The sequence below is a fragment of the Herbiconiux gentiana genome (assembly GCF_024978135.1).
In the GTDB taxonomy this organism is placed as follows: Bacteria; Actinomycetota; Actinomycetes; order Actinomycetales; family Microbacteriaceae; genus Herbiconiux; species Herbiconiux gentiana.
The window spans coordinates 79,739-105,298 of sequence record NZ_JANTEZ010000002.1 but is presented as its reverse complement, the minus strand read 5'-3'; the positions used below and the strand labels follow the sequence as shown (position 1 = coordinate 105,298).

Annotated in this window: 32 protein-coding genes; 17 read left to right on the top strand and 15 right to left on the bottom strand. The window is 69.5% G+C overall.

The window, feature by feature from the left end:
- Positions 1 to 9: 9 nt before the first annotated feature.
- On the top strand, positions 10 to 279 hold the full coding sequence (locus NVV95_RS04255) for a DUF3072 domain-containing protein (RefSeq protein WP_259485308.1): 270 nt from the start codon (positions 10 to 12) through the stop codon (positions 277 to 279).
- A 16-nt stretch (positions 280 to 295) separates the two neighbouring features.
- On the opposite strand, the gene NVV95_RS04250 is transcribed toward NVV95_RS04255, so the two are convergent.
- Together NVV95_RS04250 and NVV95_RS04245 are read right to left on the bottom strand one after the other, a co-directional pair.
- Positions 296 to 1,330 (bottom strand): NAD-dependent epimerase/dehydratase family protein, encoded by a 1,035-nt coding sequence (locus tag NVV95_RS04250; protein ID WP_259485307.1) that lies wholly within the window; start codon positions 1,328 to 1,330, stop codon positions 296 to 298.
- A 219-nt stretch (positions 1,331 to 1,549) separates the two neighbouring features.
- Positions 1,550 to 2,386 carry an alpha/beta fold hydrolase gene (locus NVV95_RS04245; protein ID WP_259485306.1) on the bottom strand — a complete coding sequence of 279 codons (837 nt, stop codon included), beginning with the start codon at positions 2,384 to 2,386 and terminating at the stop codon, positions 1,550 to 1,552.
- Positions 2,387 to 2,507: 121 nt separating this feature from the next.
- On the opposite strand from NVV95_RS04245, the gene NVV95_RS04240 reads away from it, so the two are divergent.
- Positions 2,508 to 2,795: a hypothetical protein gene (locus tag NVV95_RS04240; RefSeq protein ID WP_259485305.1), complete on the top strand. Its 288-nt coding sequence runs from the start codon at positions 2,508 to 2,510 to the stop codon at positions 2,793 to 2,795.
- A 67-nt stretch (positions 2,796 to 2,862) separates the two neighbouring features.
- On the top strand, positions 2,863 to 3,132 hold the full coding sequence (locus NVV95_RS04235; RefSeq protein WP_259485304.1) for a GlsB/YeaQ/YmgE family stress response membrane protein: 270 nt from the start codon (positions 2,863 to 2,865) through the stop codon (positions 3,130 to 3,132).
- 41 nt (positions 3,133 to 3,173) lie between these two features.
- Here NVV95_RS04235 and NVV95_RS04230 read toward each other — a convergent pair whose 3' ends face one another.
- A complete protein-coding gene (locus tag NVV95_RS04230) occupies positions 3,174 to 3,479 on the bottom strand; it encodes a DUF7882 family protein (protein WP_259485303.1) in 306 nt (101 codons plus the stop codon).
- Positions 3,480 to 3,535: 56 nt separating this feature from the next.
- On the opposite strand from NVV95_RS04230, the gene NVV95_RS04225 reads away from it, so the two are divergent.
- Positions 3,536 to 3,910: a hypothetical protein gene (locus NVV95_RS04225; protein ID WP_259485302.1), complete on the top strand. Its 375-nt coding sequence runs from the start codon at positions 3,536 to 3,538 to the stop codon at positions 3,908 to 3,910.
- A 64-nt stretch (positions 3,911 to 3,974) separates the two neighbouring features.
- On the opposite strand, the gene NVV95_RS04220 is transcribed toward NVV95_RS04225, so the two are convergent.
- On the bottom strand, positions 3,975 to 4,160 hold the full coding sequence (locus NVV95_RS04220; RefSeq protein WP_173182699.1) for a hypothetical protein: 186 nt from the start codon (positions 4,158 to 4,160) through the stop codon (positions 3,975 to 3,977).
- Positions 4,161 to 4,349: 189 nt separating this feature from the next.
- Here NVV95_RS04220 and NVV95_RS04215 point away from each other — a divergent pair, with 189 nt between their 5' ends.
- The 3 genes from NVV95_RS04215 (at position 4,350) to NVV95_RS04205 (ending at position 6,993) form a co-directional block, all read left to right on the top strand.
- Positions 4,350 to 4,865, top strand: a complete 516-nt coding sequence (locus NVV95_RS04215; RefSeq protein WP_259485301.1) for a hypothetical protein — start codon at positions 4,350 to 4,352, stop codon at positions 4,863 to 4,865.
- 155 nt (positions 4,866 to 5,020) lie between these two features.
- Positions 5,021 to 6,037, top strand: coding sequence for a MauE/DoxX family redox-associated membrane protein (locus NVV95_RS04210; RefSeq protein WP_259485300.1), 1,017 nt, complete (start codon positions 5,021 to 5,023; stop codon positions 6,035 to 6,037).
- A gap of 68 nt (positions 6,038 to 6,105) precedes the next feature.
- Positions 6,106 to 6,993 carry a helix-turn-helix domain-containing protein gene (locus NVV95_RS04205; protein ID WP_259485299.1) on the top strand — a complete coding sequence of 296 codons (888 nt, stop codon included), beginning with the start codon at positions 6,106 to 6,108 and terminating at the stop codon, positions 6,991 to 6,993.
- Here the strand turns inward: NVV95_RS04205 and NVV95_RS04200 are convergent.
- Positions 6,974 to 7,321, bottom strand: a complete 348-nt coding sequence (locus tag NVV95_RS04200; RefSeq protein ID WP_259485298.1) for a PqqD family protein — start codon at positions 7,319 to 7,321, stop codon at positions 6,974 to 6,976. The two genes, NVV95_RS04205 and NVV95_RS04200, sit on opposite strands and share 20 nt — an antisense overlap.
- Positions 7,318 to 7,641, bottom strand: a complete 324-nt coding sequence (locus tag NVV95_RS04195; RefSeq protein WP_259485297.1) for a hypothetical protein — start codon at positions 7,639 to 7,641, stop codon at positions 7,318 to 7,320. The genes NVV95_RS04200 and NVV95_RS04195 overlap by 4 nt, the downstream gene beginning before the upstream one ends.
- Before the next feature lie 185 nt (positions 7,642 to 7,826).
- Between NVV95_RS04195 and NVV95_RS04190 the strand changes: the two genes are divergently transcribed.
- Together NVV95_RS04190 and NVV95_RS04185 are read left to right on the top strand one after the other, a co-directional pair.
- On the top strand, positions 7,827 to 8,354 hold the full coding sequence (locus NVV95_RS04190) for a hypothetical protein (protein ID WP_259485296.1): 528 nt from the start codon (positions 7,827 to 7,829) through the stop codon (positions 8,352 to 8,354).
- A gap of 326 nt (positions 8,355 to 8,680) precedes the next feature.
- A complete protein-coding gene (locus tag NVV95_RS04185; protein WP_259485295.1) occupies positions 8,681 to 10,318 on the top strand; it encodes a RecQ family ATP-dependent DNA helicase in 1,638 nt (545 codons plus the stop codon).
- Between the two features lie 14 nt (positions 10,319 to 10,332).
- Here NVV95_RS04185 and NVV95_RS04180 read toward each other — a convergent pair whose 3' ends face one another.
- A complete protein-coding gene (locus NVV95_RS04180; RefSeq protein WP_259485294.1) occupies positions 10,333 to 10,767 on the bottom strand; it encodes a DUF4190 domain-containing protein in 435 nt (144 codons plus the stop codon).
- 107 nt (positions 10,768 to 10,874) lie between these two features.
- On the opposite strand from NVV95_RS04180, the gene NVV95_RS04175 reads away from it, so the two are divergent.
- The 6 genes from NVV95_RS04175 (at position 10,875) to NVV95_RS04150 (ending at position 16,272) form a co-directional block, all read left to right on the top strand.
- A complete protein-coding gene (locus NVV95_RS04175; RefSeq protein ID WP_259485293.1) occupies positions 10,875 to 11,612 on the top strand; it encodes a hypothetical protein in 738 nt (245 codons plus the stop codon).
- Between the two features lie 25 nt (positions 11,613 to 11,637).
- A complete protein-coding gene (locus NVV95_RS04170) occupies positions 11,638 to 12,846 on the top strand; it encodes an LCP family protein (protein WP_259485292.1) in 1,209 nt (402 codons plus the stop codon).
- Between the two features lie 258 nt (positions 12,847 to 13,104).
- On the top strand, positions 13,105 to 14,604 hold the full coding sequence (locus tag NVV95_RS04165) for an HNH endonuclease signature motif containing protein (protein WP_259485291.1): 1,500 nt from the start codon (positions 13,105 to 13,107) through the stop codon (positions 14,602 to 14,604).
- Positions 14,605 to 14,644: 40 nt separating this feature from the next.
- Positions 14,645 to 15,049, top strand: a complete 405-nt coding sequence (locus NVV95_RS04160) for a VOC family protein (protein ID WP_259485290.1) — start codon at positions 14,645 to 14,647, stop codon at positions 15,047 to 15,049.
- Entirely contained in the window at positions 15,046 to 15,342 is a 297-nt protein-coding gene (locus NVV95_RS04155; RefSeq protein WP_259485289.1) for a winged helix-turn-helix transcriptional regulator, read from the top strand. Before NVV95_RS04160 ends, NVV95_RS04155 begins: the two co-directional genes overlap by 4 nt.
- Before the next feature lie 396 nt (positions 15,343 to 15,738).
- Positions 15,739 to 16,272 carry an MmyB family transcriptional regulator gene (locus NVV95_RS04150; protein ID WP_259485288.1) on the top strand — a complete coding sequence of 178 codons (534 nt, stop codon included), beginning with the start codon at positions 15,739 to 15,741 and terminating at the stop codon, positions 16,270 to 16,272.
- Here the strand turns inward: NVV95_RS04150 and NVV95_RS04145 are convergent.
- The 6 genes from NVV95_RS04145 to lepB form a co-directional block, all read right to left on the bottom strand.
- A complete protein-coding gene (locus tag NVV95_RS04145; protein ID WP_259485287.1) occupies positions 16,265 to 17,125 on the bottom strand; it encodes a helix-turn-helix transcriptional regulator in 861 nt (286 codons plus the stop codon). The genes NVV95_RS04150 and NVV95_RS04145 overlap by 8 nt on opposite strands.
- Positions 17,122 to 17,619 (bottom strand): hypothetical protein, encoded by a 498-nt coding sequence (locus NVV95_RS04140; RefSeq protein ID WP_259485286.1) that lies wholly within the window; start codon positions 17,617 to 17,619, stop codon positions 17,122 to 17,124. Before NVV95_RS04140 ends, NVV95_RS04145 begins: the two co-directional genes overlap by 4 nt.
- Positions 17,620 to 17,693: 74 nt before the next feature.
- Positions 17,694 to 18,146: an Ig-like domain-containing protein gene (locus tag NVV95_RS04135; RefSeq protein ID WP_259485285.1), complete on the bottom strand. Its 453-nt coding sequence runs from the start codon at positions 18,144 to 18,146 to the stop codon at positions 17,694 to 17,696.
- A 240-nt stretch (positions 18,147 to 18,386) separates the two neighbouring features.
- Positions 18,387 to 19,148 carry a twin-arginine translocase subunit TatC gene (gene tatC / locus NVV95_RS04130; protein WP_259485832.1) on the bottom strand — a complete coding sequence of 254 codons (762 nt, stop codon included), beginning with the start codon at positions 19,146 to 19,148 and terminating at the stop codon, positions 18,387 to 18,389.
- An 89-nt stretch (positions 19,149 to 19,237) separates the two neighbouring features.
- Entirely contained in the window at positions 19,238 to 19,540 is a 303-nt protein-coding gene (gene tatA / locus NVV95_RS04125) for a Sec-independent protein translocase subunit TatA (protein WP_259485284.1), read from the bottom strand.
- Positions 19,541 to 19,584: 44 nt separating this feature from the next.
- Positions 19,585 to 20,310: a signal peptidase I gene (gene lepB / locus NVV95_RS04120; RefSeq protein WP_259485283.1), complete on the bottom strand. Its 726-nt coding sequence runs from the start codon at positions 20,308 to 20,310 to the stop codon at positions 19,585 to 19,587.
- A 193-nt stretch (positions 20,311 to 20,503) separates the two neighbouring features.
- Here lepB and NVV95_RS04115 point away from each other — a divergent pair, with 193 nt between their 5' ends.
- The gene (locus NVV95_RS04115; RefSeq protein ID WP_259485282.1) at positions 20,504 to 21,055 is read left to right on the top strand and encodes a hypothetical protein; all 552 of its coding nucleotides are present in this window, start codon (positions 20,504 to 20,506) and stop codon (positions 21,053 to 21,055) included.
- Between the two features lie 770 nt (positions 21,056 to 21,825).
- Complete coding sequence (locus NVV95_RS04110; RefSeq protein WP_259485281.1) at positions 21,826 to 22,503, top strand: G5 domain-containing protein; 678 nt, start codon at positions 21,826 to 21,828, stop codon at positions 22,501 to 22,503.
- A gap of 652 nt (positions 22,504 to 23,155) precedes the next feature.
- Here the strand turns inward: NVV95_RS04110 and NVV95_RS04105 are convergent.
- Together NVV95_RS04105 and NVV95_RS04100 are read right to left on the bottom strand one after the other, a co-directional pair.
- The gene (locus tag NVV95_RS04105) at positions 23,156 to 23,803 is read right to left on the bottom strand and encodes an arsenate reductase/protein-tyrosine-phosphatase family protein (protein ID WP_259485280.1); all 648 of its coding nucleotides are present in this window, start codon (positions 23,801 to 23,803) and stop codon (positions 23,156 to 23,158) included.
- Entirely contained in the window at positions 23,803 to 25,455 is a 1,653-nt protein-coding gene (locus NVV95_RS04100; protein WP_259485279.1) for a tyrosine-protein kinase domain-containing protein, read from the bottom strand. Before NVV95_RS04100 ends, NVV95_RS04105 begins: the two co-directional genes overlap by 1 nt.
- Positions 25,456 to 25,560 lie beyond the last annotated feature (105 nt).

The window sequence follows — 25,560 nt, the reverse complement described above, 5'->3', positions numbered from 1 at the left end:
TTCGAACATATGAGCGATCAGAACGAGAACGACGAATCCGTAGCCGGGGCGGCGCCCGAGGGCGAGACGCTGGGCGGCACCCACCCCGACCCCGACAACTCCGCGAGCAAGGACCCGAGCGACTGGGTCACCGGCGACGAGCCGATGACCGGCCCGCAGAAGAGCTACCTCGACACCCTCGCCCGTGAGGCGGGGGAGGAGCTCCCCGCCGACCTGACGAAGGCCCAGGCCTCCGAGCAGATCGACCGCCTGCAGCAGAGCACCGGCCGGGGTCAGTGACCCCGAGCGGCTCCCGCTAGAAGGCGCGCCGGGCGCCCCCCTCGCCGAGGGGTGGCGACCCGGCGTTCCCCTGTTCGACGGCCAGTCCGCCGAGGAGCTCGGCGAGAGCATCCGGAGCCGACACCGTGGGAGCCCAGCCGAGCACGGCGCGGGCCCGCTCGGTCGACATCAGCGGCACCGTCGTCGCGATGTCGAGCCAGCCCGGGTCGGACGGCTGCACCCTGGCCTTCCAGCTCGCCCACATCAGGGCCCGCAGCACGGCCGCGCGGACCGGCACCGCCTTGCCGCCGAGGGCCGCGGCCAGCACGTCGGGGGAGACCACGGGCTCCGTGGCGAGGTTGAAGGCGCCGCCCGCGCCCCGCTCGATCGCGCGCCAGAAGGCGTCGGCCACGTCGTCGGCGTGCACGACCTGGGAGATCAGCTGGGAGGGCAACGGGACGATCTGCAGCCGCAACCGCCCCAGAAGCCGCCGGGGCGCGAACGGCCCGGCGAACAGGCGCGCGATCTCGGAGGAGGCGTCGGCCTGGAAGACGAGCCCCGGCCGCAGCCGGGTGACGACGGTCGACGGATGCGCGGCCTCGAAGTCGTCGAGCGCGCGCTCGTTGATCGCCTTGTGTCGTGAGTAGTGGGAGCTCGGCAGGCCGCCGGTCGGCCAGTCCTCGCCGACCCGGCGGTACTTCGGCCCCGGGCTGTAGGCGCCGACCGATGACGCCACGAGCACGTGCGGCACCCCGGCGTCGGCCGCCGCTCCCAGCACGGCCGCGGTACCGCGCACGTTGGTGCGCCAGAGCAGGTGCTCCAGGTGGTTGGGCTGCAGGGCCCAGGCCAGGTGCACGACGGCATCCGCCCCCTGCAGGATGCTCGTGAGCCGCCTCCTGGCCGTGTCGTCGCCCACGTCGAGAGCGTGCCAGCGGAGACCGGCGTAGGGCTCGGTCTCGTCGGGGATGCGGCGGGCGACACCCACCACCTCGGTGGCGGCGGGGGCCTGGGCGAGCCGCCGCAGCAGGGCGGTGCCGAGGTTGCCGGTCGCGCCGATGACGACGATCTTCACGGGAGGTCCTTCCGAGCGGGAGCGGGGTGGTCTTTCGCTCCAGCATCGTCCGGCTGTCCGATCCCGGCACCGTCCGGGCGCCCTGATTGCGGGTGCCCGATCATGGGAGTACGAGTCTCAACCGTTTCTCGCTACCCTCGAGGCAGGTCGGGCGGCGGCGCCGACCGTTTCGGGTACTGTCGGCGCCGCGCCCCACCGTTCTAGCGTGCGAGGAACGTTCTAGCGTGCGAGGAAGTCCAGCACGACCCGGTTCCACTCGTCGGCGTGGCTCACGTTCACCCCGTGGGGCGCTCCCGCCACGACGTGGTACTCGCTGCCCGGGATCGCCGCGTGGGTGCGGGCGCCCGATCCGGCGAGGGGCACGGTCGCGTCGCCGTCACCGTGGATGACGAGGGCGGGCACCGTCACATTCGGCAGGTCATCGCGGAAGTCGGTGGTTCCGAACGAGGTCATGCAGGCCAGCGCCGCGACCTTGCTCGACTGCAGGGCGAGGGCGAGGGCATCCTGTCGCTGCTGCTCGGTGACCTTCAGCTCGCCGTCGACCGAGAAGAAGTCGCGGGTGAAGCCGTCGTAGAACGACTCCTGGTTCGCGGTGAGCGATGCGGTCATCTTCGCGGCCTCGGCGGGGGAGAGCGGCCCCTCGGGGTTGTCGCCGGTCGTCAGCATGTACGGGGTGACCGCCGAGGCGAAGACGACGCTGTGCAGCCGGTCGGTTCCGTGCTTGGTCACGTAGCGCGCGACCTCGCCGCCGCCCATCGAGAAACCGACGAGGGTGACATCGGTGAGTTCGAGCTCGGTGAGCACCGCCTGCAGATCGTCGGCGAGCGTGTCGTAGCCGTACCCCGTGAGCGGCTTGTCGCTGCGACCGAAGCCGCGGCGGTCGTAGGTGACGACGCGGTAGCCGGCCGCCTGCAGGGCGGGCACCTGCTCCGACCACGACTCGCCCGAGAGCGGCCATCCGTGGATCAGCACGACGGGGCGGCCGGAGCCGCCGGTGTCGTCGACGTGCAGGGCGATGTCTTTGAGCAGTCCGTGGTGCGCGGTGATCTCGGTCATCAGAGTCCTTTCGAGGAATGGGCGTCAACAAACACCCGCGGTGGTTCGGACCGGAGCCGCGGAACGATCGGTGTCAAAGCTGCCCCTTTGCTGGGAGTGCTCACAGGAGTAGGCAGGAGGCATGAGCGACAACGATTCCGACGCGCTCGGAGCAGACACACTGCCCGATGTGGATGTTCACGACGGCGACCTCGGAGACGAGGACCTGACCCGCAAGGACATGACCTACAGCCCCTCGAGCGGTCGCGAGACCGAGGTGCTGCAGCACGAAGCCGGCGAATCCGCGGCGCTCGACGACCCCGACATCGAGACCGACCGCGTCACGTCGCTGCCCGGCACGGGCGGCCCCGACGACGTGGGCGAGATCGACATCGAGGGTGCGGAGATCAACATCCCGCACCGCACCTGACGTTCCCGGCACACGGCATCGCCGGGCACGAGTACCCGACCACCCCAGAACACAAAGGAATCACATCATGAGCTTCATCGCCTTCCTCATCCTCGGTCTCATCGCCGGCGCCATCGCCAAGCTGATCCTCCCGGGTCGCCAGGGCGGCGGCTGGTTCGTCACGCTGCTGCTCGGCGTGGTCGGCGCGCTGCTCGGCGGCTGGCTCGGCGGCCTGCTGTTCGGTGCGAACCTGCAGGACTTCTGGTCGATCCAGACCTGGGTCGTCGCCATCGTCGGTTCGATCATCGTGCTGCTGATCTACGGCCTCATCTTCGGCCGCAAGGGCAGCCGCGCGTAGCGCCACCCACTTCCACACCGCGACGGCGGTCGGCTGAGCGATCAGCCGGCCGCCGTCTGCGGTTCCTGCACCAGCTGGATGTCGCCGCGGTTCGCCGTCTCGGAGATCAGCGCCACCCACGCCGGGTTGATCGTGTGCCGCTCGGCCGAGTCGAAGCGGAACCGCAGCGCGGTGTGCGGGTTCAGCCAGATGGTCTCGCGTCCGCTGCCCTGGGCCTTCGGCACGCTCCAGCTCAGCGCGCAGGACTCGGCGCGGCGGAGCCGGCCGATGATGACGACCTGCAGATGCGCGAGCATCCGGTCATCAACCTCGAGCTCGAAGTCGCCGCCGTAGATGAGAGTGCCCACGCCTCATTATGGGCCCCTGGCGAGCGCGCGGGGCCGGATCGGGGCAGGGTTGAGCCATGAAGCGAATCACCTACGCCGGCGAGACGGTTCTGACCACCGATGAGGTCGCGACGGCACTGGTCGAACTGAGCGCCGGCCTCGCCAAGCGCGGGCTCGCGGAGGCCGTCACCGTCCCCATCGTCACGGCCTCGGGCCAGCTCGGCCTCTCGGCCGAGCTCGTGGTGGGGGTCGGCAATGACGTGCTGGCGGTCCCCGAGGTCGCGCAGGGCGACGATCCCGACTTCTCCACCGGAGCGCAGACGCTGCGGGACCACCTCGCGGCGGTCACCCCGAGTCGCTCGAAGGCGGTCGCGGTCGAACAGCCCGAGCCGGGGCCGGCCGACGACCTCGACCTCGACCTCGGCGCGGTCGGCGACCTGAAGTCGCTCTAGAAGCGCTTCCCGCTCGCGGCTGGCGCGCAGCTCGCCGCTCGTGCGTTCGGCGCGCCGTGCGCGATTACGCGATCTCGCTGAGCGCGTCTTCGGGCGACTCGTACGGCCCGAACCAGGCCTTGCCCGTGTGCAGGTGCGCCAGCTTGGCGTGCCAGCCGTCGTTCATGCGGTAGAGCCGCGCGATCGGCTGCGTGACGTCACCCGTGTGCACGAGTGCGCTCTTCTCGTTCTCGAATTCGATGGTCCCCATGCACTCACGATAGACACACCCGGATTTCCGGCGGGTAAACACTTCGCAAAGTGACACCAGCGACAGGACAGGTCACCGGAACGACAGAAGATCCCCTTCCGCTTCACCCGCTCTCACCCCCTCGAAATGCTGATCCAGCGGTCGCCGAGAAGCGTCGCCGCGATCCGACGAACGTCTCGAGGGGGACCCATGCTGCAGAACAAGAACACGCCGATCGACGCCGAGAAGGGCCTCGACCGCCGCACCGTCATGAAGGGTGCCGCCTGGTCGGTTCCCGTCATCGCCCTGGCCGTCGCCACCCCGGCGCACGCCGCCTCGATCGTCGACGTCGGCGCTTACGCGCTGCGCGGAACCTGCGGCACGCTGGGCGTGCTCGGCCCCGGCTTCACCCTGCAGGCAGGCCCCACCACGCCGCTGCCCGTCGGCACCACCGTCGTCATCTCGGGCTCGGGAGTCGCCAACATCGGCGTCTTCTCCGTCTCGGGTGGCACGGCCTCGGTCGCGGTGCTGTCGGGCACGAGCCGTCAGATCACGCTCACGTCGGCGCTGCCGGCCGGAGCCACCATCGCGTTCCGCACCACGCTGTCGATCTCGGTCGCGTTCCAGCTGAACGCGGTCTCCACGCTGCCCGCCGGCTACACCGCCACCGGCGGGAAGTCCGCGGGCAACGTCAGCAGCACGCTGATCCTCTGCTCGGCCAGCTGATCCACCCCGCCGAGCGCTCGTCGTCTGCCCTCCGGGGCGGGTCGCCGGGCGCTCGGGCGTCTCTGCCGGCCCCGTGGGCGCCGCCGCCCGCTCCGGCGTCTCGGCCCGCCTCGCCGGCGCCGCCGCCGCCCACCACCCCCGAGGGAGTCCCGACGATGACCGCCGTCGCAGCCGCCCTCGCTCTGACCCTCGCCGCCGTGCTGCTGGTGAGCGGCACCCTCAAGCTGCTGCCGTCGGGCCGGCTGACCGTCGACGACCTCGTCGACCTCGGGGTGCCGGCCCCGCTCCGCCGCTCCTGGTTCACGGCAGCCTTCCCCGCCCTCGAGCTGCTGCTCGGGCTCGCGCTGCTCCTCGCCCCCGCGCCGCTGCTCACCGTCGCCGCCGCCGTCGCCGTGCTGCTGATGCTCGCCTTCACGGTCGTGGTGCTCCGGGTGCTGCTTCGTGGCCGCCGGGTCGACTGCGCCTGCTTCGGGATGCTCCGCTCACCGCTCACGCCCGCCACCGCCGCCCGCAACGTCCTTCTTTTCCTCGCGGCCGCCGCCGTCGCGGTCACCGCCGACCGCGGGGCGCTGCCCACCCTGCTCGCCCTGCACCGGGACGACTGGACGGCCTTCTTCGCCACCACCACCGCCGTGCTCGCCGCGACGGCCCTGCTCGTCGTGGCCGGCCGGCGCGCCCCGGCTGCGCCGACGACCGTACCGGCCCCCGCCGCCGGCGCCCCCTGGCCCGCCCGGGCCGGCAGCGCCCCCTGGCCCGCCCCCGACGTCGAGGTGCTGGCGCACGGCTCCACCCTGACGCCCCTCGCCGAGCTCGCTCGCACCGAGCCCCTGCTGCTCGTGCTGCTCTCGGCCGACTGCCACGCCTGCGAGCAGGTCGCGCCGCAGCTGTCGGGCTGGCGGGAGCGCTTCGGCGGGGCGGTCGAGGTGGCCGCGCTCAGCTCCGACGACGCCGCGAGGCTGGCGGACGCGCATCCGCTGCTCGACGCCCCGGTGCACCGCGGTGCCCGCGCGGTGATGACGGCGGCCGGCATCCCGGGATACCCGGCGGCGCTGCTGCTGGCCACCGACGGCACGGTGGCCGCCGGTCCGGCCATCGGGTCGACCGAGGTCGAGTCCCTGGCGGCCGCCGTCGCCGAGGCGCTGGCGGGCGCTGCACCCGCCGGATCTCGGTAGTGACTACGGATGCGTGCAGGGGCGGCGGGCGCTTGAATGACCGCGTGACCGAGTAGGTGGGGGCAGACATGGCACAGAGCGCGCGCAGCACACCGGGAATCCAAGGCGGTTCGACGATGGAGTCGAGGCGGGAGCACCGCGCGGCCGGGCAGCGCGGAGTGCGCTTCGGGCAGACCGAACTCTCCATCCTGCGGGTGCCGGCGGGCGGCACGCCGGTGCGCAAGATCTGCCGCCCCGACGAGCTCGCCGTCGAGGTGATCGTGCCCCGCGGCGGCACGATCATGGTGCGCTCCGAGAACCGCGACGAGCGGGCGGTGCGGCCCGGTGAGGCGCTCTACCTGATCGGCTGCCGCCGCTACGCCGCCTACGCCCTCCGCGGCGCGAGCGCTATCACCCTCGGCCTGCCGTTCTCGGCGGTCGACGAGTTCATCGACCGCGCGAACACCGATCCCGTGCTCGTGCAGGGCTCGGCCGTGCTCACGCCGGCCACCGCGTTCCTCGGCACCCTGCTCGAGGGCGGCGACGAGCTCGACCGGCTGTCGAGCTACTTCGCCGAGAAGCTGATCTGGGAGATGGTGGCCTCGATCTACCTCGAGGGCAAGGGCGTCGGTGCCGCCGAGGCGCCGAACACGGGCATCCTGGATCGGGCGATGGCGCAGATCGCCGCCTACCGCACCGACCGCTCGCTCACGCCCGAGGCGGTGGCCCGGTCGCTGAACGTCTCGATGCGCCAGCTGCAGCGCGTGTTCGCCTCGACCGGGTCGACGCCGTCGCGTGAGATCCGCCGGCAGCGGGCCGAGCTCGCGGTGTCGATGCTGCGCAGCGAGTCGTTCGGGGTGTTCAACGTCACGCAGATCGCGCACCACAGCGGCTTCAGCGACGCCGCCGAGCTGCGCCGCGCGATGTCGGCGTTCGGCTTCCCGTCGCCGCGCGAGCTCAGGTCGGGTCTGGGCTAGCCGCCGCCGGGTCGGGCTCCGCCTCGATCAGCCGCCGTTGCACCAGCTCGGCGAGGAACGCATCGACGTCGGCGCGAACGTCAGCGGGCTCGAGGTCAAACCGCTCGGCCACCGCGGCGACCACGCCGTCGGCGCCCTCATCACCGTGCTCGAAGACCGCCGTCCAGATGGCCGCCGCCGACCCCTCGAGCACGAACGGAACCGCCCCCACCTCCGCCAGGTCGAGCACCGCCACTCGACCCGCGCCCGCACCACCGCTACCGCCCGCGCCACCGTCGTCGTCGGAACTGTGCCACGCGACGTCGGGCCCGATGCGGTAGCTCGTCACTCCTCCACTCTATCGACGCCCGTCACGCCCTCCCGGGCGGTCGTGAGGTCGATGAACTCCCGCAGATCGGCCACGACCTCCTCGGGTGAGCGCCGGGTCGCCGCGGCGAGATGCCCCGCCAGCCACGACAGGCAGACGACGGATGCTCCCACCACGTCTCCCGTGTCCGGCGCCGTGGACCCGCCGATCAGCTCGCCGAGAGCCGTCGTCATGGCCCGCGTGTTCTCGTCGGTCGTGGCGTCGCCGCTCTGCGACACCACCGCGTCGAGCAGGAGCCGCGCGGCCCGTGCGCCGTCGACCGGCATTCCGTTCTCGATCATCCTGGACCCCCACAGTCTCGGTTGAGCGTATTAACCCGCCCGGAGACGGGGACCCCACCCTACCCATCTCAGTAGTGGCACCGCGCGTGTCCGGGAGCCGTGCGGTGTAAGTTCCGTAGTGCGTCAGTAGTCCCCGGGGGGAACCCGATCCCCACGCTGCTCCGATGCACACTCGATGGAGAACCATGACGCCGAGCTCCCCTGGCGATCCCCACGATCGTCACCCCCACGACCAGGCCGTCTCCGAGACCGCGTCCTGGGTGTCCGCCGCGGTCGCCCGCTCGCGCGACAGCGCCCCGCCGCTTCCGCTGCCCGGCATCGTGGCGCCGCTCGAGTTCGCGCTCGACTTCGCCGCGAACAGCCAGTCCGACGCCGTGAGCGTGTCGCTCGCGAACGGCACCGTCGGCGTCGCGCCCTGGGCGGCCGATGCGTCCGGCGTGCTCACGATCAGCGTGCGCTGGTCGGAGGGCTTCTCGCTGGCCGGGCTCGAGACCGGGAGCGAGATCGACGGCTGGACGGTGGCGGCGGTCGCCGCGGGCCGCGCCGACCTCGAGCATCCGTCGATCGGCCGCGGGGTACCCGCCGTGCCCGTGCCCGCTCTCACCCTCGTGAAGGCCGGAGCCCCCGACGACGGCGACGAGGTCACCGCGCGCGTCTCGGGCACCTCGGGCTACTGCCGCGACTGCACCGTCCGCGGCTGGTCGCGCTCCTAGCCCCCGCCCGACGCCGAGCGCCCGCGCCAGAGACGCTCCGGGCATGGAGAAGGCCCCTCACCGGATCATTTGGGGTTCACCGGTAAGGGGCCTCTACGTGCTCGCAACGGTTGGGTGACCGCTGTAGCGAGACGCCGTCGAAACCTCAGACGTCATCGGGTCCGACCTGTCCAGATTAGGCACGTTCTGCTCGATGTCGACTGAGTGCGGCCTTTATCACCCGCAGTATCACCCTTGGCTCACCCGCCCCCGTTCGGGGGTCGCGAAGCCGTAGTGCCGCCAGCCCCCGCTGGTGGGGCCCAGACGCACGCAGTTAGGGTGAGGGCGTGCAGAGCGAGCTCACCGCGAGGATCGACGACGTCGCCCGCCGAGTGTTCGGCTGGCAGCAGCTGCGCCCGGGCCAGGCCGAGGCCATCGGAGCGGTCGCCGGCGGTGCCGACGTGCTCGCGGTCATGTCGACCGGCTACGGCAAGTCGGCCATCTACCAGATCGCCGGCCACCTGCTCGAGGGCCCCACCGTCGTCGTCTCACCGCTGATCTCGCTGCAGCTCGACCAGGTGCGCCACATCGACGAGCGCACCGGCTCGAACGACGCCGTCGCCGTGAACTCCTCGCAGTCCAGGCGCTCGAACGCCGCCGCCTGGAGCGCCGTGGCCTCGGGGGAGGCCGAGTTCATCTTCCTCGCGCCCGAGCAGCTCGCCCGCGACGAGGTGGTCGACGAGCTCGGCACCCTCGGCGTCGGCCTCGTGGTGGTCGACGAGGCGCACTGCGTGTCGGCCTGGGGCCATGATTTCCGCCCCGACTACCTCCGCCTCGGCGGCCTGATCGACCGGCTCGGCCGCCCGCCGGTGCTCGCCCTCACGGCCACGGGGTCGGCTCCCGTGCGCGAAGAGATCGTGCAGCGGCTCCGGATGCACGACCCGGTGCTGTTCGTGCGCGGCTTCGACCGCCCGAACGTGCACCTCGCGGTCGAGCGCCACGAGAGCGAGCACGAGAAGGCGCGAGCCGTGCTCGCCGAGGTGGTGGCCGCCCCGAAGCCCGGCCTGATCTACGTGGCCACGAGGGCGGACACCACGACGACGGCGACCGAGCTGGAGCAGGCGGGCATCCGCTCGGCCGCGTACCACGGCGGTCTCGGCGCGGCCGGTCGTCGCGCGGTGCACGAGCGGTTCCAGGGCGACGGGGTCGACGCGGTGGTGGCCACCTCGGCGTTCGGCATGGGCATCGACAAGCCGAACGTGCGCTTCGTGGTGCACGCCGACATCACGGATTCGCTCGACTCGTACTACCAGGAGGTCGGCCGCAGCGGCCGCGACGGCGCCCCCGCCCGGGCCACCCTGCACTACCGCGAGGAGGACCTGGGCCTCCGCCGCTTCTTCGCGGGCGGCCGGCCCGCACCCTCCGACGTCGAGGCGATCATCCGCTCGCTCGCCGTCGACGACCCGCGGATGCTCGCCGCCGTCGCCACCCGCAGCGGCCTGTCGCCCCGCGCCGCCGGCACCCTGGTGAACCTGCTCGTCGAGTCGGGCGTGGCGGTGGAGTCCCCCTCGGGGATCGCCCTCGCCGGCCCGACCGAGCCCGCCGACGCGGTGGCCGCGGTCTCGCGCCTCGCCGAGCAGCGGCTGGACATCGAGGAGTCGCGGCTGGCGATGATCCGCTCGTACGCCGAGACGACCCGCTGCCGCCGCCAGCTGCTGCTGGCCTACTTCGGGGACACTCTCGCGGAGCCGTGCGGCAACTGCGACACCTGCGACAGCGGCAGCGCCTACCGCCCGCCCGTGCCGGCCTCGCCCGGCCTGCCCGTCTTCGAGAAGGCGCAGCGCGTGCGCCACGCCCTCTGGGGCCCGGGCGAGATCGTCAGCGTCGAGCCCGACCGCGTCACGGCCTTCTTCGCCACGAAGGGCTACCGCGTCCTCTCCCTCTCCGCGATCGCGTCCCACGCCCTCCTTACCCCGGCTCCCTAGCTGGCCCGGTGTCGCTACGAGACAGTGCTCACGAGCCAGCCGAGGACGAATATCCCGACCGGGATGCCGTTGAGAATCAGACCCCACACGGCATGACCGACACCGCGACGGCCAGGCCGTCGAACGCTATCGATTGCAACGAAACCGAAAACCAATCCCACGACACCGAGCGATGCGCCGACTGGGCTGAGGAGGATGGTCATGAAGAGCGCCATCGAGATGATCCCGAGCACGAGGGTCGCGATGGCGCTGCCGGGAAGAGGCGGGCGCGGCGGCGCAGCAAGATAGACCGGCTGCATGTAGATGGGCTGGCCCTGCTGCGGCTGATAGTGCGCAGGTGGATTTTGCGCAGGCGGCGGGTAGTTGGCCGGCGTCTGCTGATAGTGCGGCGTTGGTGCTGGGAGCGGCATGGCGTCTTGAGGGGGCATAGGCGGGATGTCGTCATTCACGCTGGAATCCTACGGTCGTAGATGGACCCCTCCGAAGACCCGTTGGTCAAGCGGGCCGGTTCAGGGCGGATTCGACTGATCAGGCCGTTAGAGCGAGAAAATGAAGCATGGCTACCGCCCCCATGCACGTCACCGGATACCTCCCCGAAGACGCCCCCAATCCGCGGATCGCCCAGGCCGAGCGCGTGCGGGCTTTCCCCGGTCCGGTCATGGGCCTCGCGCCGCAGCCCGCCCTCGACGACGTGCACCTCGAGAGCATCGAGTCCAGCGACGGCTACCGGGCCGTCAGCATCAGCTACACGCTCTGGCGCAACCCCGCCGATCACTCCGACCCGGTCAACCTCGCCGACCTCGACCCCAAGCAGCTCCGCGCCCTCGAGCAGCCCTCGCCGCACCCGAGACCCACCTGGCTCCTCGAGCTGGTCGAGCGGATGCACTACCCGCTCCTCTGGGAGGCGGTCCGCACTAGCTGGCACGAGACGCCGAGTGAACGGACCGCCCCGCCGCTGCTGCTGGCGGCGCACACCCGGCACATCCTCACCAACCGCTTCCGACGGGAGATGGGTCTGCCCTCCGGCCCCATCGCTCCCGCCCGCTCGCCGCTCCTCTCCGGCGAACGAGCCGTGCGTGCCCGCCCGCCTGTCGAAGTCGACGGCTCACCCCGCCCGGCGCTCGAGATCGACACCGACCCCCTCGTCTACGCCCTTTCGGTCGAACTCTCCCCGCGCTCCACGCTCTCCGCGGTCATCCCGCGCTCCGAGCTCCCGCACGTCACCCTCGCCTTCGCGACCCGCACGCCACCCGCCCGCGGTTCAGGCGCCGCGCACCGAGCTGTGGCAGGATGACCCGGGCCGACCGGGGAGACCACACATGCAGATGCACCACGCCAGACGACCGAAACCGTCGCCCGTCGCGTTCGTCCTGAAGTGGCTCGCCGTAGCCGTCGCCGTGGTTCTGGTCAGCGTCTTCGCCGTCACCGCTTACGCCGTCACCAGCGTCACCCAGCAGTTCAGCTCCAACGCCGTTGACCTCGGTTCGACCGCCGCTCCGCCCGCCCCGCCGCCCTTCCTCGGAGCCTACGAGGGCGGCTTCAACCTCCTCGTCGTCGGCACCGACAACGACCCCAACCAGGGTGAGAGCTTCGGCGAGCGCGAGTCCACGCTGAACGACGTCAACATCCTGCTGCACGTCTCGGCCGACCACCAGAACGCCGTCGTGGTCAGTTTCCCGCGCGACCTCGTCATCCCCCAGCCCGCGTGCACCGACCCGACGACGGGCACCGCCTACGACGCCAGCGACGCCGAGGCGCTCAACGACGCCTGGGGCCGCGGTGGCCTCGCCTGCACCGCGGCGACCATCTCGGGCTTCACCGGGGTCGACATCCAGTACGCGGCCGCCACCTCCTTCGACGGGGTCATCGAGCTCACCAACGCGGTCGGGGGAGTCGAGGTCTGCGTCACCGGCGACATCGCCGACACCGATTCGGGGCTCTACTTGCCCGCCGGCCGCTCGATCGTCCAGGGTCAGGATGCTCTCGCCTTCCTCCGCAACCGCAAGGGTGTCGGCGACGGCAGCGACCTGTCCCGCATCGGCTCGCAGCAGCAGTACCTCTCCTCGCTGCTGCGCAAGATCAAGAGCGAGAGCACCCTCTCCGACATCACGAAGGTCTACGGCCTCGCCCAGGCGGCCGCGCAGAACGTGAAGCCGTCGACCTCGCTTCAGAGCCCCGACTCGATGGTCTCGCTCGCCCTGACCCTGAAGGACATCGACCTCTCCAAGGTCGTCTTCGTCTCGTACCCGGTGGCCGAGTACGTGAACGACTCGAACAAGGTGCAGCCCATCCAGGAGCTGGCCGACCAGCTGTTCGCGAAGGTGCTCGCCGACCAGCCCTTCACTTTGAGCCCCGACTCGACGACGACCGGCTCGGCCGACGAGGGCGAGGCCGTTCCCGACCCCGCCGCGACCGACGCCGCACCCCCCGCCGACGCCGCTCCCACCGACTCCCCGACCACCCCCGAGGTCATCGAGGGTCTCCAGGGCCAGAACGCCGCGGAAGAGACCTGCGCAGTCCCCAACTGACCCGAATATCACGACCGATCGCGCACCCGCGCACTCTCGGGCACCTGCCTCGAAAACCCGGCCGACACCATCGAGGGCAAGCGCGTAGCGCGCGGCAGCCCTGTCGGCTTCTGAGTCATTAACGGCAGGACTCGGGGTGCTGCCGCGCGCTTCGCGCTTGCCCTCGATGGCCATGGCTGGGTCGGGCAGAAAATGGGGATTGACCGGCTTAAATCTATTGCCCTCAGTCGGGTGCGCCTCTATAATTGAGGCACGCTCATGAACTCTTCTCCGGCCCCCTCTCTCACCTTCGTCGACGTTTCGCCGTCGGCGGTCTCGAGGCGGGAATCGCTGCTGCAGGGCATCGGGGCCGAGGCGGATGCGGTGGCGGAGATCCAGCGCGAGCAGGCCATTCTCGAGGGCCGAGCGGTTCGGCATCTGGCGGCAGCCGCGCGCAAGGCCGACCGGCTCGCGAAGCTCGACGGGGCCTCGCTCGAGCATGCGCGACGGTCGCTGGTGGCCGAGATCGCGACGACGCTGCGCCTGCCCGAGTCGACAGCCGCCCAGCGCATCGACGACGCCGAGATGCTCTGCGAGTTCCTCCCGGTCACCCTCGATGCGCTGACCCGGGGCGACCTCAGCTACCGCCACGCCCAGGCTGTCGTGAGGCAGGCGCGAACGCTCCCCGAACACGCACGGGGTGAGTTCGAGGTGGTCGCCCTCGCGAAGGCCGAGCGGCAGACGGCCCCGCAGCTCTCCGCCCACGCGCGGGTGGTGCGGGAGCGGATGCACCCCGAATCGATCGACACCCGCCACCGTGAGGCGCGCGACGAGCGGGCCGTGTGGCTCGAGAAGGAGCGCGACGGCATGTCCACCCTGGTGTGCCACCTCCCCGCCGTCGCGGCGACGGCCATCGACGACACCCTCGACCAGCTGGGCCGCGCCCTGCGCGCGCCCGACGAGTCGCGCACCCACGCACAGCTCCGAGCCGACTCGTTCGTCGAACTCCTGCTGCACCGCGACGGCGACAGCGACGTCGTCACCCGGGCCCGCGGCATCACGGCGAACATCGCCGTCACCGTCCCGGTGCTGACCTTCCTCGGTCGCTCCACCGAGCCGGCCGAACTCCACGGCTACGGCCCCATCGATCTCGACACCGCCCGCGAACTGGCGGCAGCCGCTCCGACGTTCCTGCGCATCCTCACCGACCCGATCACGGGCCGCCGTCTCTCGGTAGGCCGCGACCGCTACAAGGTGCCCGCCGACCTGCGCGCCTCGGTCGTGCTCGACGACGAGACCTGCCGCTTCCCCGGCTGCACCCGAAGCGCCGACCGCTGCGACCTCGACCACGTGCTCGACTGGGCGAAGGGCGGCGAGACCAGCCTCGCGAACCTCGCCGCCCTCTGCCGCCGCCACCACACCGTCAAGCACCACACCGACTGGAATGTCACCGCCGGCCCCGACCGCACCCTCCACTGGACCTCCCCATCAGGCGCCCGCCACACCACCGATCCCCCACCCCACGGCGCCACCGCATACCGAGCCACTCGCCCCACCACCCGCTCAGCCAGCGAGCCGCCACCCCCTGGCGCCACCCCGCACCCAGCCACTCGCCCCACCACCCGCTCAGCCACCGAGCCGCCACCCCCTGGCGCCACCCCGCACCCAGCCACCCGCCCCATCACGGTGCCGCCATTCCATCGCGCCACCCCGCACCGAGCCACGAGCGCCACCGCCCGCCCCACCCCACGACCCTTGCCCGAGCATCCGCCCTTCTAGCCTCTTGACACGTCACTTCACTTTTGGAAGTGTGTCACCCATGAGCCTCTTCATCACCTGCCCCGTCGCCGACGTCGAGCGCGCGACCGCCTTCTACACCGCCCTCGGCTTCACCCTCAACCCCGAGATGTCCGACCACAACGTGTCGTGCTTCGCCATCGCGCCCGAGCAGTACGTCATGCTCGGCAGCCGCGAGATGTACACAAGCGTCGGCGCGACCGAGGAGCTGATCGGCGGCCCCGACACCCCTTCGAAGGTCACGGTCTCGTTCGACCACCCGAGCCGCGAGGCGGTCGACGAGCTCACCGACCGAGCCGGCGCCGCCGGCGGCCGCATCGGCGACACCGACGACTACCCCTTCATGTACCAGCGCCAGTTCGACGACCCCGACGGCTACCACTACTCCCCGTTCTGGATGAAGCCGGACGCCGCCCCCACCGCGTGAGCGATCTCGCGGCGGCCCTCGACGTCGTGGGTTCCCGGTGGGCCCTGCTCATCGTCGAACGCCTGCTCGACGGGCCGCAACGCTACGGCGACCTCCAACGCGACCTCGGCCTCGGCACGAACATGCTCGCCACCCGCCTGCGCGAACTCGAGGAGGCCGGCGTGCTGACGCGCCTGCCCCTCCGTCACAACACCCGCGCCTACGCCCTGACCGACCGCGGCCACGCCCTGCGCCCGGCGATCGAGTCCCTCGCCGCCTGGGCGAGAGCTTCCGAGTCTATTGACGGGCGCTAGCAACCGGGCTCTCGGCACAGGCTCGAACCACCCGATGACCTCGGCGTCACCCCCGCTGGACCGGCTGCTGATGGGCCTGCTGCTGCCCGTCGCGCTGGTGGGTCGCGGCGCCCTCCGAGCTCGACAGCGGCCTGTGCTTCCTCGCGGCCGACACGATCGACCCCGACCCCGACGCCTCGCAGCTCGGCTATTCGGGCCCCGGCCTCGGCGGCGTCATCCAGACCGCGGATGCCCTGCTCAGCGATCACCGCCCGGGCGACGGCTGGGTCGAGATCGCCGAGGATGTCTGGCGCGATCCCCTGTTCGCGACGTAGTCGGCAGGGTTCCGCCAGGATGCGCGTCCCTTCCTACATTCATCGCAATCGAAGCCGCGGGCCGCTGGCTACCGTGGAACGCATGACCGACGACCGCACGCCGGCCGGATCCCGCGAGGCGATCCGGCAGCTCGTCACGTCGTGGCCCGCGACCCCGGCATTCCTCTGCGACCGCTACTTCACCGTCGTGGTCTCGAACCGCCTGGCCGAGGCGCTGACGCCGGCATTCCACGAGGGCGCCAACCTCGCGAGCTTCACCTTCCTCGACCCCACGATCGACCGCGACCACGCCCGCTATACCGAGCTTTCGCGCCAGACCGTGGCCCTCCTGCGTGGCTCGCTCGACGAGCACCGCGGCGACGCCACCTTCCGCTCGATCGTCGGCAACCTCTCGGTGCGCAGCGACGACTTCGCCGCAGCCTGGGCCGACGACGAGCTCCGCGCCCTGGGCCACGGTTCGGCGGTCTTCCCGCACACGGCGCAGGGCACCATCGAGCTCACCTACCAGCTCCTGCTGCTCCCCGACGACTCCGGCGACTCGCTGTTCGTCTGGGCCCCCGCCGACCCGCAGTCCGAGCGCACCCTGACCCGCCTGGCCGACGCCCTCCCTAGCTGAGGGCAGGCCACCCCGCCATCGGCCCTCGAAGTCCTCGCCCGGTCAGCTTCGTCTCCCGCAGCCACGCGAGCATGCGCCACGGCGTGCTCCCCACCTCCACGGGCATGAATGCCATGAAGAACCCGCCGGGGATCTCGAGGATCTGCCACGGGAAGTCCACGAGCTCGCTCCCGTTCACGCTGACCGGCACCGTTCCGCTGATGAACGGATAAGCGTGGTGCTCCGCCCACAGTCGCCGGAACAGCACGTGGCCGACCGAGAGCTGCCCGACGATCTCCCGATGTCGCTCGTTCTCCGGGTCCCCGTGAAAGCGCAGCGCCGCAGTCGAGCGTCGGGCGTGCTCCTGGAAGTCCGGATTGTCGGGGAACATCTCCACCACAGCGAAAGCGCCGAGAACGATATTGTCACCGAACCACTCGAGCCCCGGGCTGACCAGGTCGGCCATCTCGTTGATGGCCAGGATGTCCTCGTTGCCGTCGAAGACGTAGGCCGGAACATCCGCCCACTGATCGAGCAGTGCCAGCACGGTCGCGGTCACGGGCTGCGGGACATCGGCTGTGATCGACGCGGGGTGGGGCGAGGCGAGGCGGTGGAAGTAGCTGCGCTCGTCACCGTCGAGCTGCAGCGCCCGCGCGAGGCTGGCGACCACCTGCTCCGACATCTGGTGCCCTCGACCCTGTTCCAGCCGCACGTAGTAATCCCGGCTGATGCCCGCCAGGGCCGCGACCTCCTCGCGCTTCAGCCCCGGCACCCGTCGCGCGCCACCGGGCAGGCCGAGCGCACCCGGGTCGAGCTGCCCGCGCCGCGACCTCAGGAAGTCCGACAGCGCAGCAGCCCGGGGATCGGCGCTCACCGCAGGATCTCGACCATCAGCACCCACGCGTTCACGATCGACACGACGAAGATCGCGATGAACCCGCCGGCCACCCAGAACAGCCCGCCGGCATCGCCGGTGACGAGCAGGATGCCCCCGACGACCCCGCCCGTCAGCTGACCGATCCCGATCACGGCCGTCGACACCCTGGCCGAGAGAGGCGGCCCGTCCTGACTCCGCAGCAGGCGCACCGCGGCATCCGCCTGGAAGGCCAATGCGGCCATCGAGAAGACGAGCACCTCGACGCCCAGCGCCTCGGCGCCCTGCCCCGGGATGAGCATCGCCATCCCCGACACCAGGATGACCGCGACCGCCGCGATCGTGGCACCGGCCCGCGCGGGCAGGGCCGACCCGGCGATGATCTGCTTCACGTTGACCGACACGGCCACGATGATCAACCCGGCCAGCGCACCGGCGGCCCCCACGGTCGCCACCGCGAAATCGTGCCACCCTTCGAGATCCACCTGGGTCATGGGGGAAGCGTAGCGAACCCAGGATGCACGAAGCGGGCCGGCTCGCAATGAGCCGACCCGCTTCGTGTATCCGGCTAGGCCGCCGGGTTGACCGAGACGTCGACGGTGTCGTCGTACTTGACGCCGTCGGGGCCGGTCCAGAACGCCTGAATGGCGCCGAGGATGCCCGGCTCCGCGTCGGGGGCGAAGGTGACGCCGACGCGGGCAGCGCCTTCGCCGTCGGTGGTGGCGGTGTTCTCGTTCATCGTGAACGGGCCGGACACGTACACGAACGAGACGACCTGGCCGGCGACCGGGTTGCCCTCGGGGTCGGTGCGAACACGAGCGCCCGGGCGGGCGTCGTCGACGAGGGTCTCGCCGGGGTTACCGGTCGCCGAGATGCCGGCGAACGTGTACTTCGGCTCGGGCGCCTCACTGGCTGCGGCGAGCGGGGTCGCGACGGCGACAGCGATGACGGGCACGGCCCAGGCTGACGTGGCGAGCACCTGGCGTCGGGAGATTCCGGGCGCGCTGATGTTGTTGTCCATTGCAACTCTGCTTTCGGGTCGACCGCTCCAGATGGCGCACGGAGCGGCGACGAGAGTAGCCGTGGGGTCACCGGCGCGAGCGGCAGCGTCCACGCTACGAGGGGCGTTAGCCGACGCCCATCGCCCGCACGGGTGGTGTCACGTGTGACCGTTCGACGTCGGAAGGAGGAGATTCGTCGATTCGGCCGATTCACCCCGAACCATTTGCGCGACCGCTACGAAAAGCGGCCATTCCGCGACTCAGGCGGGATCCAGACCCAGTTCCGCGTCGATGGCGCGATTGCGCTTGGCGACCCTGCGGTCGTGGATGTACGCGATCCCGGCTGCGCCGAAGTACAGCAGCACCATGGGCACCGCGAGCAGGAACATCGACATCACGTCGGCCGCCGGAGTGGCGATGGCGGTGAAGAGGGTGATCACCAGAATGGCGATCCGCCACGACTTCAAGATGGCCTTGGCCGTGAGTACCCCGGCGAAGTTCAGCAGCACCAGGAATACGGGAAGCACGAACGCGATACCGATCGCGAGCACGAGCTTCAGCACGAAGTCGTAATAGGTACGCGCCGAGATGAGCGCCGTCGTATCCTGCGGCGCGAACCCGGTCAGCAGCACCACCATGTGCGGCATCACGAACCAGCCCGCGGCGCAGCCGGCGAGGAACAGCGGCACCGCGGAGAGCACGAAGCCGACCGCGTACTGCTTCTCCCGCCGCTTCATGCCGGGAACGGCGAACGCCCAGATCTGGTAGAGCCAGACCGGGGAGGAGATGACCACACCGACAGTGAAGGCGATCTGAATTCGCAGATCGAACGCCGACGAGATGTCGGTGAAGTTCAGCGATGCCGTGCGCCCCTGCGCATCGGACAACTCCTGGATCGGCACCGTCAGCGCCTGGAGCACGGCATCGGAGAGGATCCATCCGACGACCATGCCCAGCACGATGCCCAGTGCGGCGAGGAAGAGCCGCTTCCGCAGCTCGATCAGGTGGGCGCCGAGCGACATCCGCCCATCAGCAGGGCGCTTCGAACGAGGCGTGCGCGGCGCGCGCTCGCCGCCCGAGCGCGAGCTCCGCGCTCCGATGGCGACCATCGTCAGCTTTTGCTGGAGTCGGGCTCGCTGCGCACCGCGTCGGAGTGCACCGGCGTGACACGCGGCGTCTCGAGCGGGGGAGCGACGTCGGTCGTCGAGGTGGTCGGGGCGTTCGCTGCCGGCGGCGTGGTGTTCACAGCCTCAGCGGGCTTGTCGTCATCCCGAAGAGCCTTGGTCTCCTGCTTGAAGATGCGCATGGACTGCGCCAGCCCCTTCGACAGGGCAGGGAGACGGGTCGCGCCGAACAGCAGCAGGATGACCACGAGAACGATGATCAGGTGCCAGCCGTTGAGATTTCCGAGCATGAGTGAAGCCCCCTAGTGGTTTTGCCTGAGTGTACCCGGCTCAGTCATGAGACTGCTCCCAGCCGGGTGAACGGGAAGACGATGCTGAAGACGTGGCCAACAACGCCCGACCGGTCGACGAGCCGCACGCACGTCGCGGTCGTCGGAGCCCCCCGGCACTGGGCGATCGAATCACTCGACGCCGAGCGATGGTCCCCGAGCACGAAGTATTGGTCGTCGGGAACGGTGAACGGGGTGAAGCACCGCAGCGAAGCCGGCACGGTCGAGCAGTCCAGCACCCCGGCCTCGAACGGCACGTCGTCGAGGATGTACGGCTCGTCGATCGCCGTTCCGTCGACCGTGATCCTCCCCTTCGCATCGCAGCACGAGACCGTCTCCCCGGGGCCGGCGATCACCCGCTTCACCAGGACGTGATCGTTGGTCGGCCCGATTCCCACGAGCCCGCCGACCCACCTGGCCACTGCCTTCAACGGGTTGGTCTCCGCCGGCGGTGACGGCTCCCAGGCCGTCGAGGCGTTGAACACAATGACGTCCCCGTCGGCCGGCCCGCCCCCGAGATAGGCGAGTCGATTGACAAGGATGCGGTCGCCGACCTCGAGCGTCGACTCCATCGACCCCGACGGAACCGAGTACAACCGCACCAGGAACGTCTGCACGAGCGCGAGCACGACGAAGGCGGCGACCAGATTTACGAGCGGATTCCGCGCCAGCCGACGCAGCACAGACACCCGTGCCGGTGTCGCCGTCAGGGGTTCGGTGGGCTCGGTCACAGCGCTCACCTTAATAGAAGGTGTGACACCGCGTGGTATCCGGTTTCTCCGGACCCCTGCGGAGGGTGAAGCCGAGGGTGAAAAACCAGTCGTTCATCTGATCGAACTCGTCGCCGTCGTTACTTTCGACTCGCGCGTGAGGGCTCTTCCGGCCCCGCGCGATTCATCGAACTTCCACATTTGAGGACCCGCCATGACCGTCACACCCACCCACGACTCCGACGCCACCCTCCTGGCCGAGACCCGTGGCCTCACCCGCCGCCAGGTCGCCACTGCAGCGGCCTGGGCCGCGCCGGTCATCGCCCTCGCCGTCGCGACCCCCCTCGCTGCCGCCAGCGAGGTCTTCGACAGCCCGACGGCCTTCGTCAGCGGCGGGCTCGCCGCGACCGGTACGAGCGCCACCCAGCGCACGGCGACGTACGAGGGCGGGGCGCTGAACTACAACAGTGCCGGCGTTCCCGGACTCGACTCCGGCGAGATCACCATCACCATCTACAACAACAAGACAGCATCCTGGACAGTGACGACCGACGTCGTCACCGCCTACCAGACCGCTGGCTGGGTGCTGGTCACATCGAGCCCGGGATCGACGGTCTTCATCCACGCCGCGATCAGCAACGGCGCGACCATCAGCATGCCTGCCATCACGTGGTCGGCCCCGATCGGCAGCTCGAAGCCGCTCCTCGGCATCATGGTCTCGTCGGACAACGACGACGTCTCGGGCCTCGGAGTCAGCCTGAACTAGACATGTCCGTCTGACGCACGGGCAGTTGGCTGGCCGTATCTTGACGCTGCCATCCGGCAGAGCGTTGCCAGCCGGTGGTCCAGGCGGCGCGACAAGTCCTGCGAACGGTGAAGAGTCCGTCGAAACTGTAGAACAAGCACTTCGCGCTTGCCGCGACGCGAGCTCTGCCGCACCCGGCGAGTTCAGATCGCTCCTGTCGATAGAGCCAAGCGATTGGCCCGTGCGCGAGCGAATACCCCAGCTGGCTGTCGTCCCGTGGTATTCGGAGCAGGTGGGCCTATCCATGCTTATGCAGATGGATATCAAAGCCGCATAGAGTGCAAGCGCCCCGGCACTGGCTATGACTGCTGTGACCCGTGCCGTCCTCGCGCGATTGCCACAGTGAGACTGTCGTTGCATCTACAGTCAGAGACTACCGAATTCGTGCCTCGACATCGATTGCCTCTCCCGCGTGCGGGTTGCAAAGTGTCGTCGTGGACCGTAGACCGTGGACCGTGGACCGTGGACCGTGGAGCAGTCCGGGATGTGCAAGGCGGTTCATTGGACTAGCGAGGCGTCACGTCTGCAGAGAAATCTGATTCCACCGCCATCCTGTAGACTTCGATAGGTGCTCGCCCGGCTACCACGAGCGGACGCGTCGGCAATGTCTCAGGCGGATCCGGTTGCGCTGGGTTCAGCCCAACGCCCCGGTCGATCGCCTGGCACCATTGCGAAACGCCAGAAAGACGCCCGAAACAACCGGGCTGATCGGCTTCTGAGAATGAGGACTCATGATCGAACGACGCCAGCTGTTCGGTGCGTTGGGATGGCGCTCACGCCGAGTGCTCGCTGCAACGGGGTTGGGTGTGGCGGTGATTCTGAGCGGCGCGCTGGTCGCGGTCGCCCTTACCGCTAACGAGCGAAGTGTGCTGGCGGGTTCTGTGCCCGAGTCGTTCGGTAGTTTTGAGACGCCGACGCCGACGCCGACGCCGACGCCGACGCCGACGCCCCAACCGTCGACCGATCCTCCTGCGCCCTCATCCCCAGTGCCGAGTCCGATCCTCCCCGTGGTCGATGGTTCGCCCGAACAGAGCAGCGAGTACGTGCAATTCTCCGACTCGATCCCATTCGCCTCCGTGACTCAGGAAGATCCGACTCAGCCCCTCGGTACCTCTTACGTGAGCGTCGTCGGGTCGCCAGGAACCATGCTGACGACGGTCGAGGTGCTGTACACCGATGGCGAGGAGGTTTCGCGATCAGTGGTGTCAGAGGAAATAGTCCAGGCTCCCGTCGACCAGGTCACGGTGGTGGGCACGGCTTCCCCTGCGCCGGTCACGCCGACCGACCCGGGCGAGCCGTCCGAGCCCGTCGATCCGGCCCCCGAACTGCCGGAGCCGACCAGCCCGCCAGTGCCTGACCCAACGTCCGTCCTTCCAATCGCACCGACATGGCTCTCGCGCGTCGAATAATTCGCGCCAGATCGAGCCGAGCGAAGCGTCAGGACCGAATCAATCGTGCGTTTCGTAGCGTGCTCGTCATCATCCCATGATCATCTTCATCGCGACCGCTGGTGGAGCAGACATGTCGATCAAGGTCAGCCCCAGTCTCCCTTGACTGCCTCGTGCCTCGTCTGCACGCCCGCGGCACAAGGGGACGGTGCATGAAGGGGAGTGGGGGCCGCGTCGACCACATGCGATGAGATTGATGCTGACCAAGGCGTCGGCCGGTGTGCCCAGGTGACCGTCGGATAGTGGCAGAAGCGGGTGCACGTAGCAGGCGAAGTGTTGCCGGCGAGTGTCGTAGTTGTCGGCCAGAAGCTAGAACGGCCGGGGTGAGCCCCGCTGTATTCAGAACTGTTGCCTGCATACGATGCTCACGTGGTGCCCGCCACGTATGCGCGGTGACGCAGCGCGTAGAAATTCGATGCCGGAGGGCGATCTGTTCAGAAACTGGCAGAGGTGTCAGTGATGGACGATGTCTGCGCTGCTCCCGCAATGGATCGCCCGGATGAAGGCCTTCGCAGATCGGAGATCGCTCCAGCCGCCGTGCCGCGCGTTGACCGAACAGGATCTGGTACCGCGGCGGGATCTTTAGTTTGAATAGTGACTACAGAAGTACGCTTCATCTCGCCGTAGGCGGGCCCGCATCCTGAGCTGTGCCACCCGACTTGCCCGTAAGTTGGGCGGCGAGCTCATCGGCCAGTGTCACAATCCGTTCACCGACCCGCTCATGGGTCTCCGCCGACCGCCGATACGGATCCTCGATGTCGTCGGTCGGATGAGCCACGACGGACCCCCGGTAGCGCGACGCGTCCAGCGACGTGTCGAACAGGGTGCGCCCATTCTGGGCAGACGGCGGCGCGACCTTGTCCGGAACCTCGGCAAGTAAGCGCACGAACTCGACCAGAGTGAATGTGCGCTTCAGCGCGAACGGAAACTCCTGTGAGAGTTCCGCCCGTTGCGCTTTCGTCATAGTCAGGATTACCGACGCCCTACGCGCTATCGCTGCGGTGAGCTGGCGAGCTTCGTGCGCCATGACACCCCCGTGGCGCTCTCCGATTGCGGCCGGCTCCGGCTCCATCGGGGCCCCCACGACGGCGTGGAGGCCTGCACTGGCCACCTCGATCCGGTTTGTCGGATCGAATTGTTCCAGGCGTTCGCGCAACAGTTTTTCCGCCAACGGTGAGCGGCAGATGTTGCCCGTGCAGACGAAGAGGATCAGAGGTGAGCCTTCCGGCGCAGCCGGACGCCCGAAAAGGTCTTCCAGCATCAGACTCCTCGATGGGATCGAGCGGAGCGCAATTCGCGCCGCGACCTGGCGGGGATCTCGCCCGGTGCCGTCCGGACTTCGGACTCGTTCGCGTCGGGCTCCGCTAAGAGGTCGTCGAACGTCGGGGGAGGCGGTTCGGAACCAGGTTGCCGCGATGAAGTCTCGGACCGTGGCGGTGCCGCCATTGCGGTGGGTGTCCCTGACAGCCCGGGCAGCGCCTCAGTGGCAGGGTCGACGCTATCCGCGCGGCTGACTGCGGTGTAATCCCCCCGGTACTGGTAGCCGTAATAGCCACCGCCCTTTCTGGGCACCCGGTTGAGGATGACGCCCAGAGCTTTACCATTCGCCCGTTCGAGGTTGGCCAATGCTTTGGCAAGTGCCTCATAGGTCGTTTTACCCACGCTCGCGACGACGAGAGCGCCGTCCGTGTTGTGCGTGAGGATCGCCGCATCGGTGACGGGGATGAGAGGCGGTGCGTCGATCAGAACGATCGCGAATTGCGATAGTTCGGCGAGCAGGCTGTGCATGCGCTCCGACCCGAGGAGCTCGCTCGGGTTCGGCGGGGTCTTGCCAGCGGCCAGAATGAACAGGCGCCCGGACGTGCCCCAGGGCTGGAGCACATCTGTCACCTCTGACCGGCCGGCGAGGACCTCCGTCAGTCCGGCGCCGCCGACCAGGTTGAACGTCGTGGAAACGGTCGGCCGGCGCAGATCCGCATCCACCAGGATCACGTTCTGGCCACCGGCAGCTAGCGCGATCGCGAGGTTTGCAATCGTTGTAGATTTACCGTCGCCAGGCAGGGGGCTTGTCACAACGATTACCCGAGGAGGGTCATCCACGTTCATGAACTGCAGGTTGGTACGGAGCTCGCGGAGGGACTCCGCCACGGCGACATCGTCGTCATCCACGCGGGAGTAGTCGGTCGCACCTTCCATCGCCACCAGCCGGTCCTGGTCGGTAAACCGACGGTCGACGGGGATGGAGCCCACCACGGAGATGCCGAATTGCGACTCAACCGCGTCGGCGCCGCGAATGCGACGGTCGAAAGCGTGTCGCACGAAGGCTAAGGCGATGCCCAGGACCAGACCCACCACCAGACCGATCACGATGGCAAGGCGGGTATTGGGCGAGAGCGGTGAATCGGGAAGCGTCGCGGAATCGAGCGGTATGAGCTTGACTATGCTGTCCGTCGAGCCATCGGCCGAGGCGCCCGACTGGGTCTCAATGCTGTCGATCTGCTCTTGAATGCCCCGCAACCAGGCTTCGGCGAGGTCCCGCGCGTCGGTCGGGGTTCCCGCGAGGGCTGTGACTTCGAGGAGCACGGTGTCGTCGGGGTTCGATACCTTGATGCGCTGAACGAGGCTCTCGGGCGTCGCGACCAGGCCGAGTTCATCGATGGCGTGCTGGGCGACCGCGCGTGAGGTTCCGATGTCGATGTACGATTTGACCTTCGATTTGGCAAGGTTGTCTCCGACCAGCGCCGAGCCCGTGTCTCCCGCAGCGCCCGCCGAGATGTAGCCGCTCGCATCCGCCTGGTAGACCTTGGGCTGCAGCAGGGACCACCCGAAGGCGACGGCGCCACCCAGCAACAGCAGAGCGACGATCGCCAGCCAGTGCGCTCGCAGGATTGCGGCGTACGACCGAAGTTCCATGCGTTCCCCCACAATCTAAACGTCCACACATCGGTCTGCCCGGACCTGCGCGCGGTGTCACAGCTCGAACACGCACGCGACCTGCACATTGTAGCCGTGGGGGCG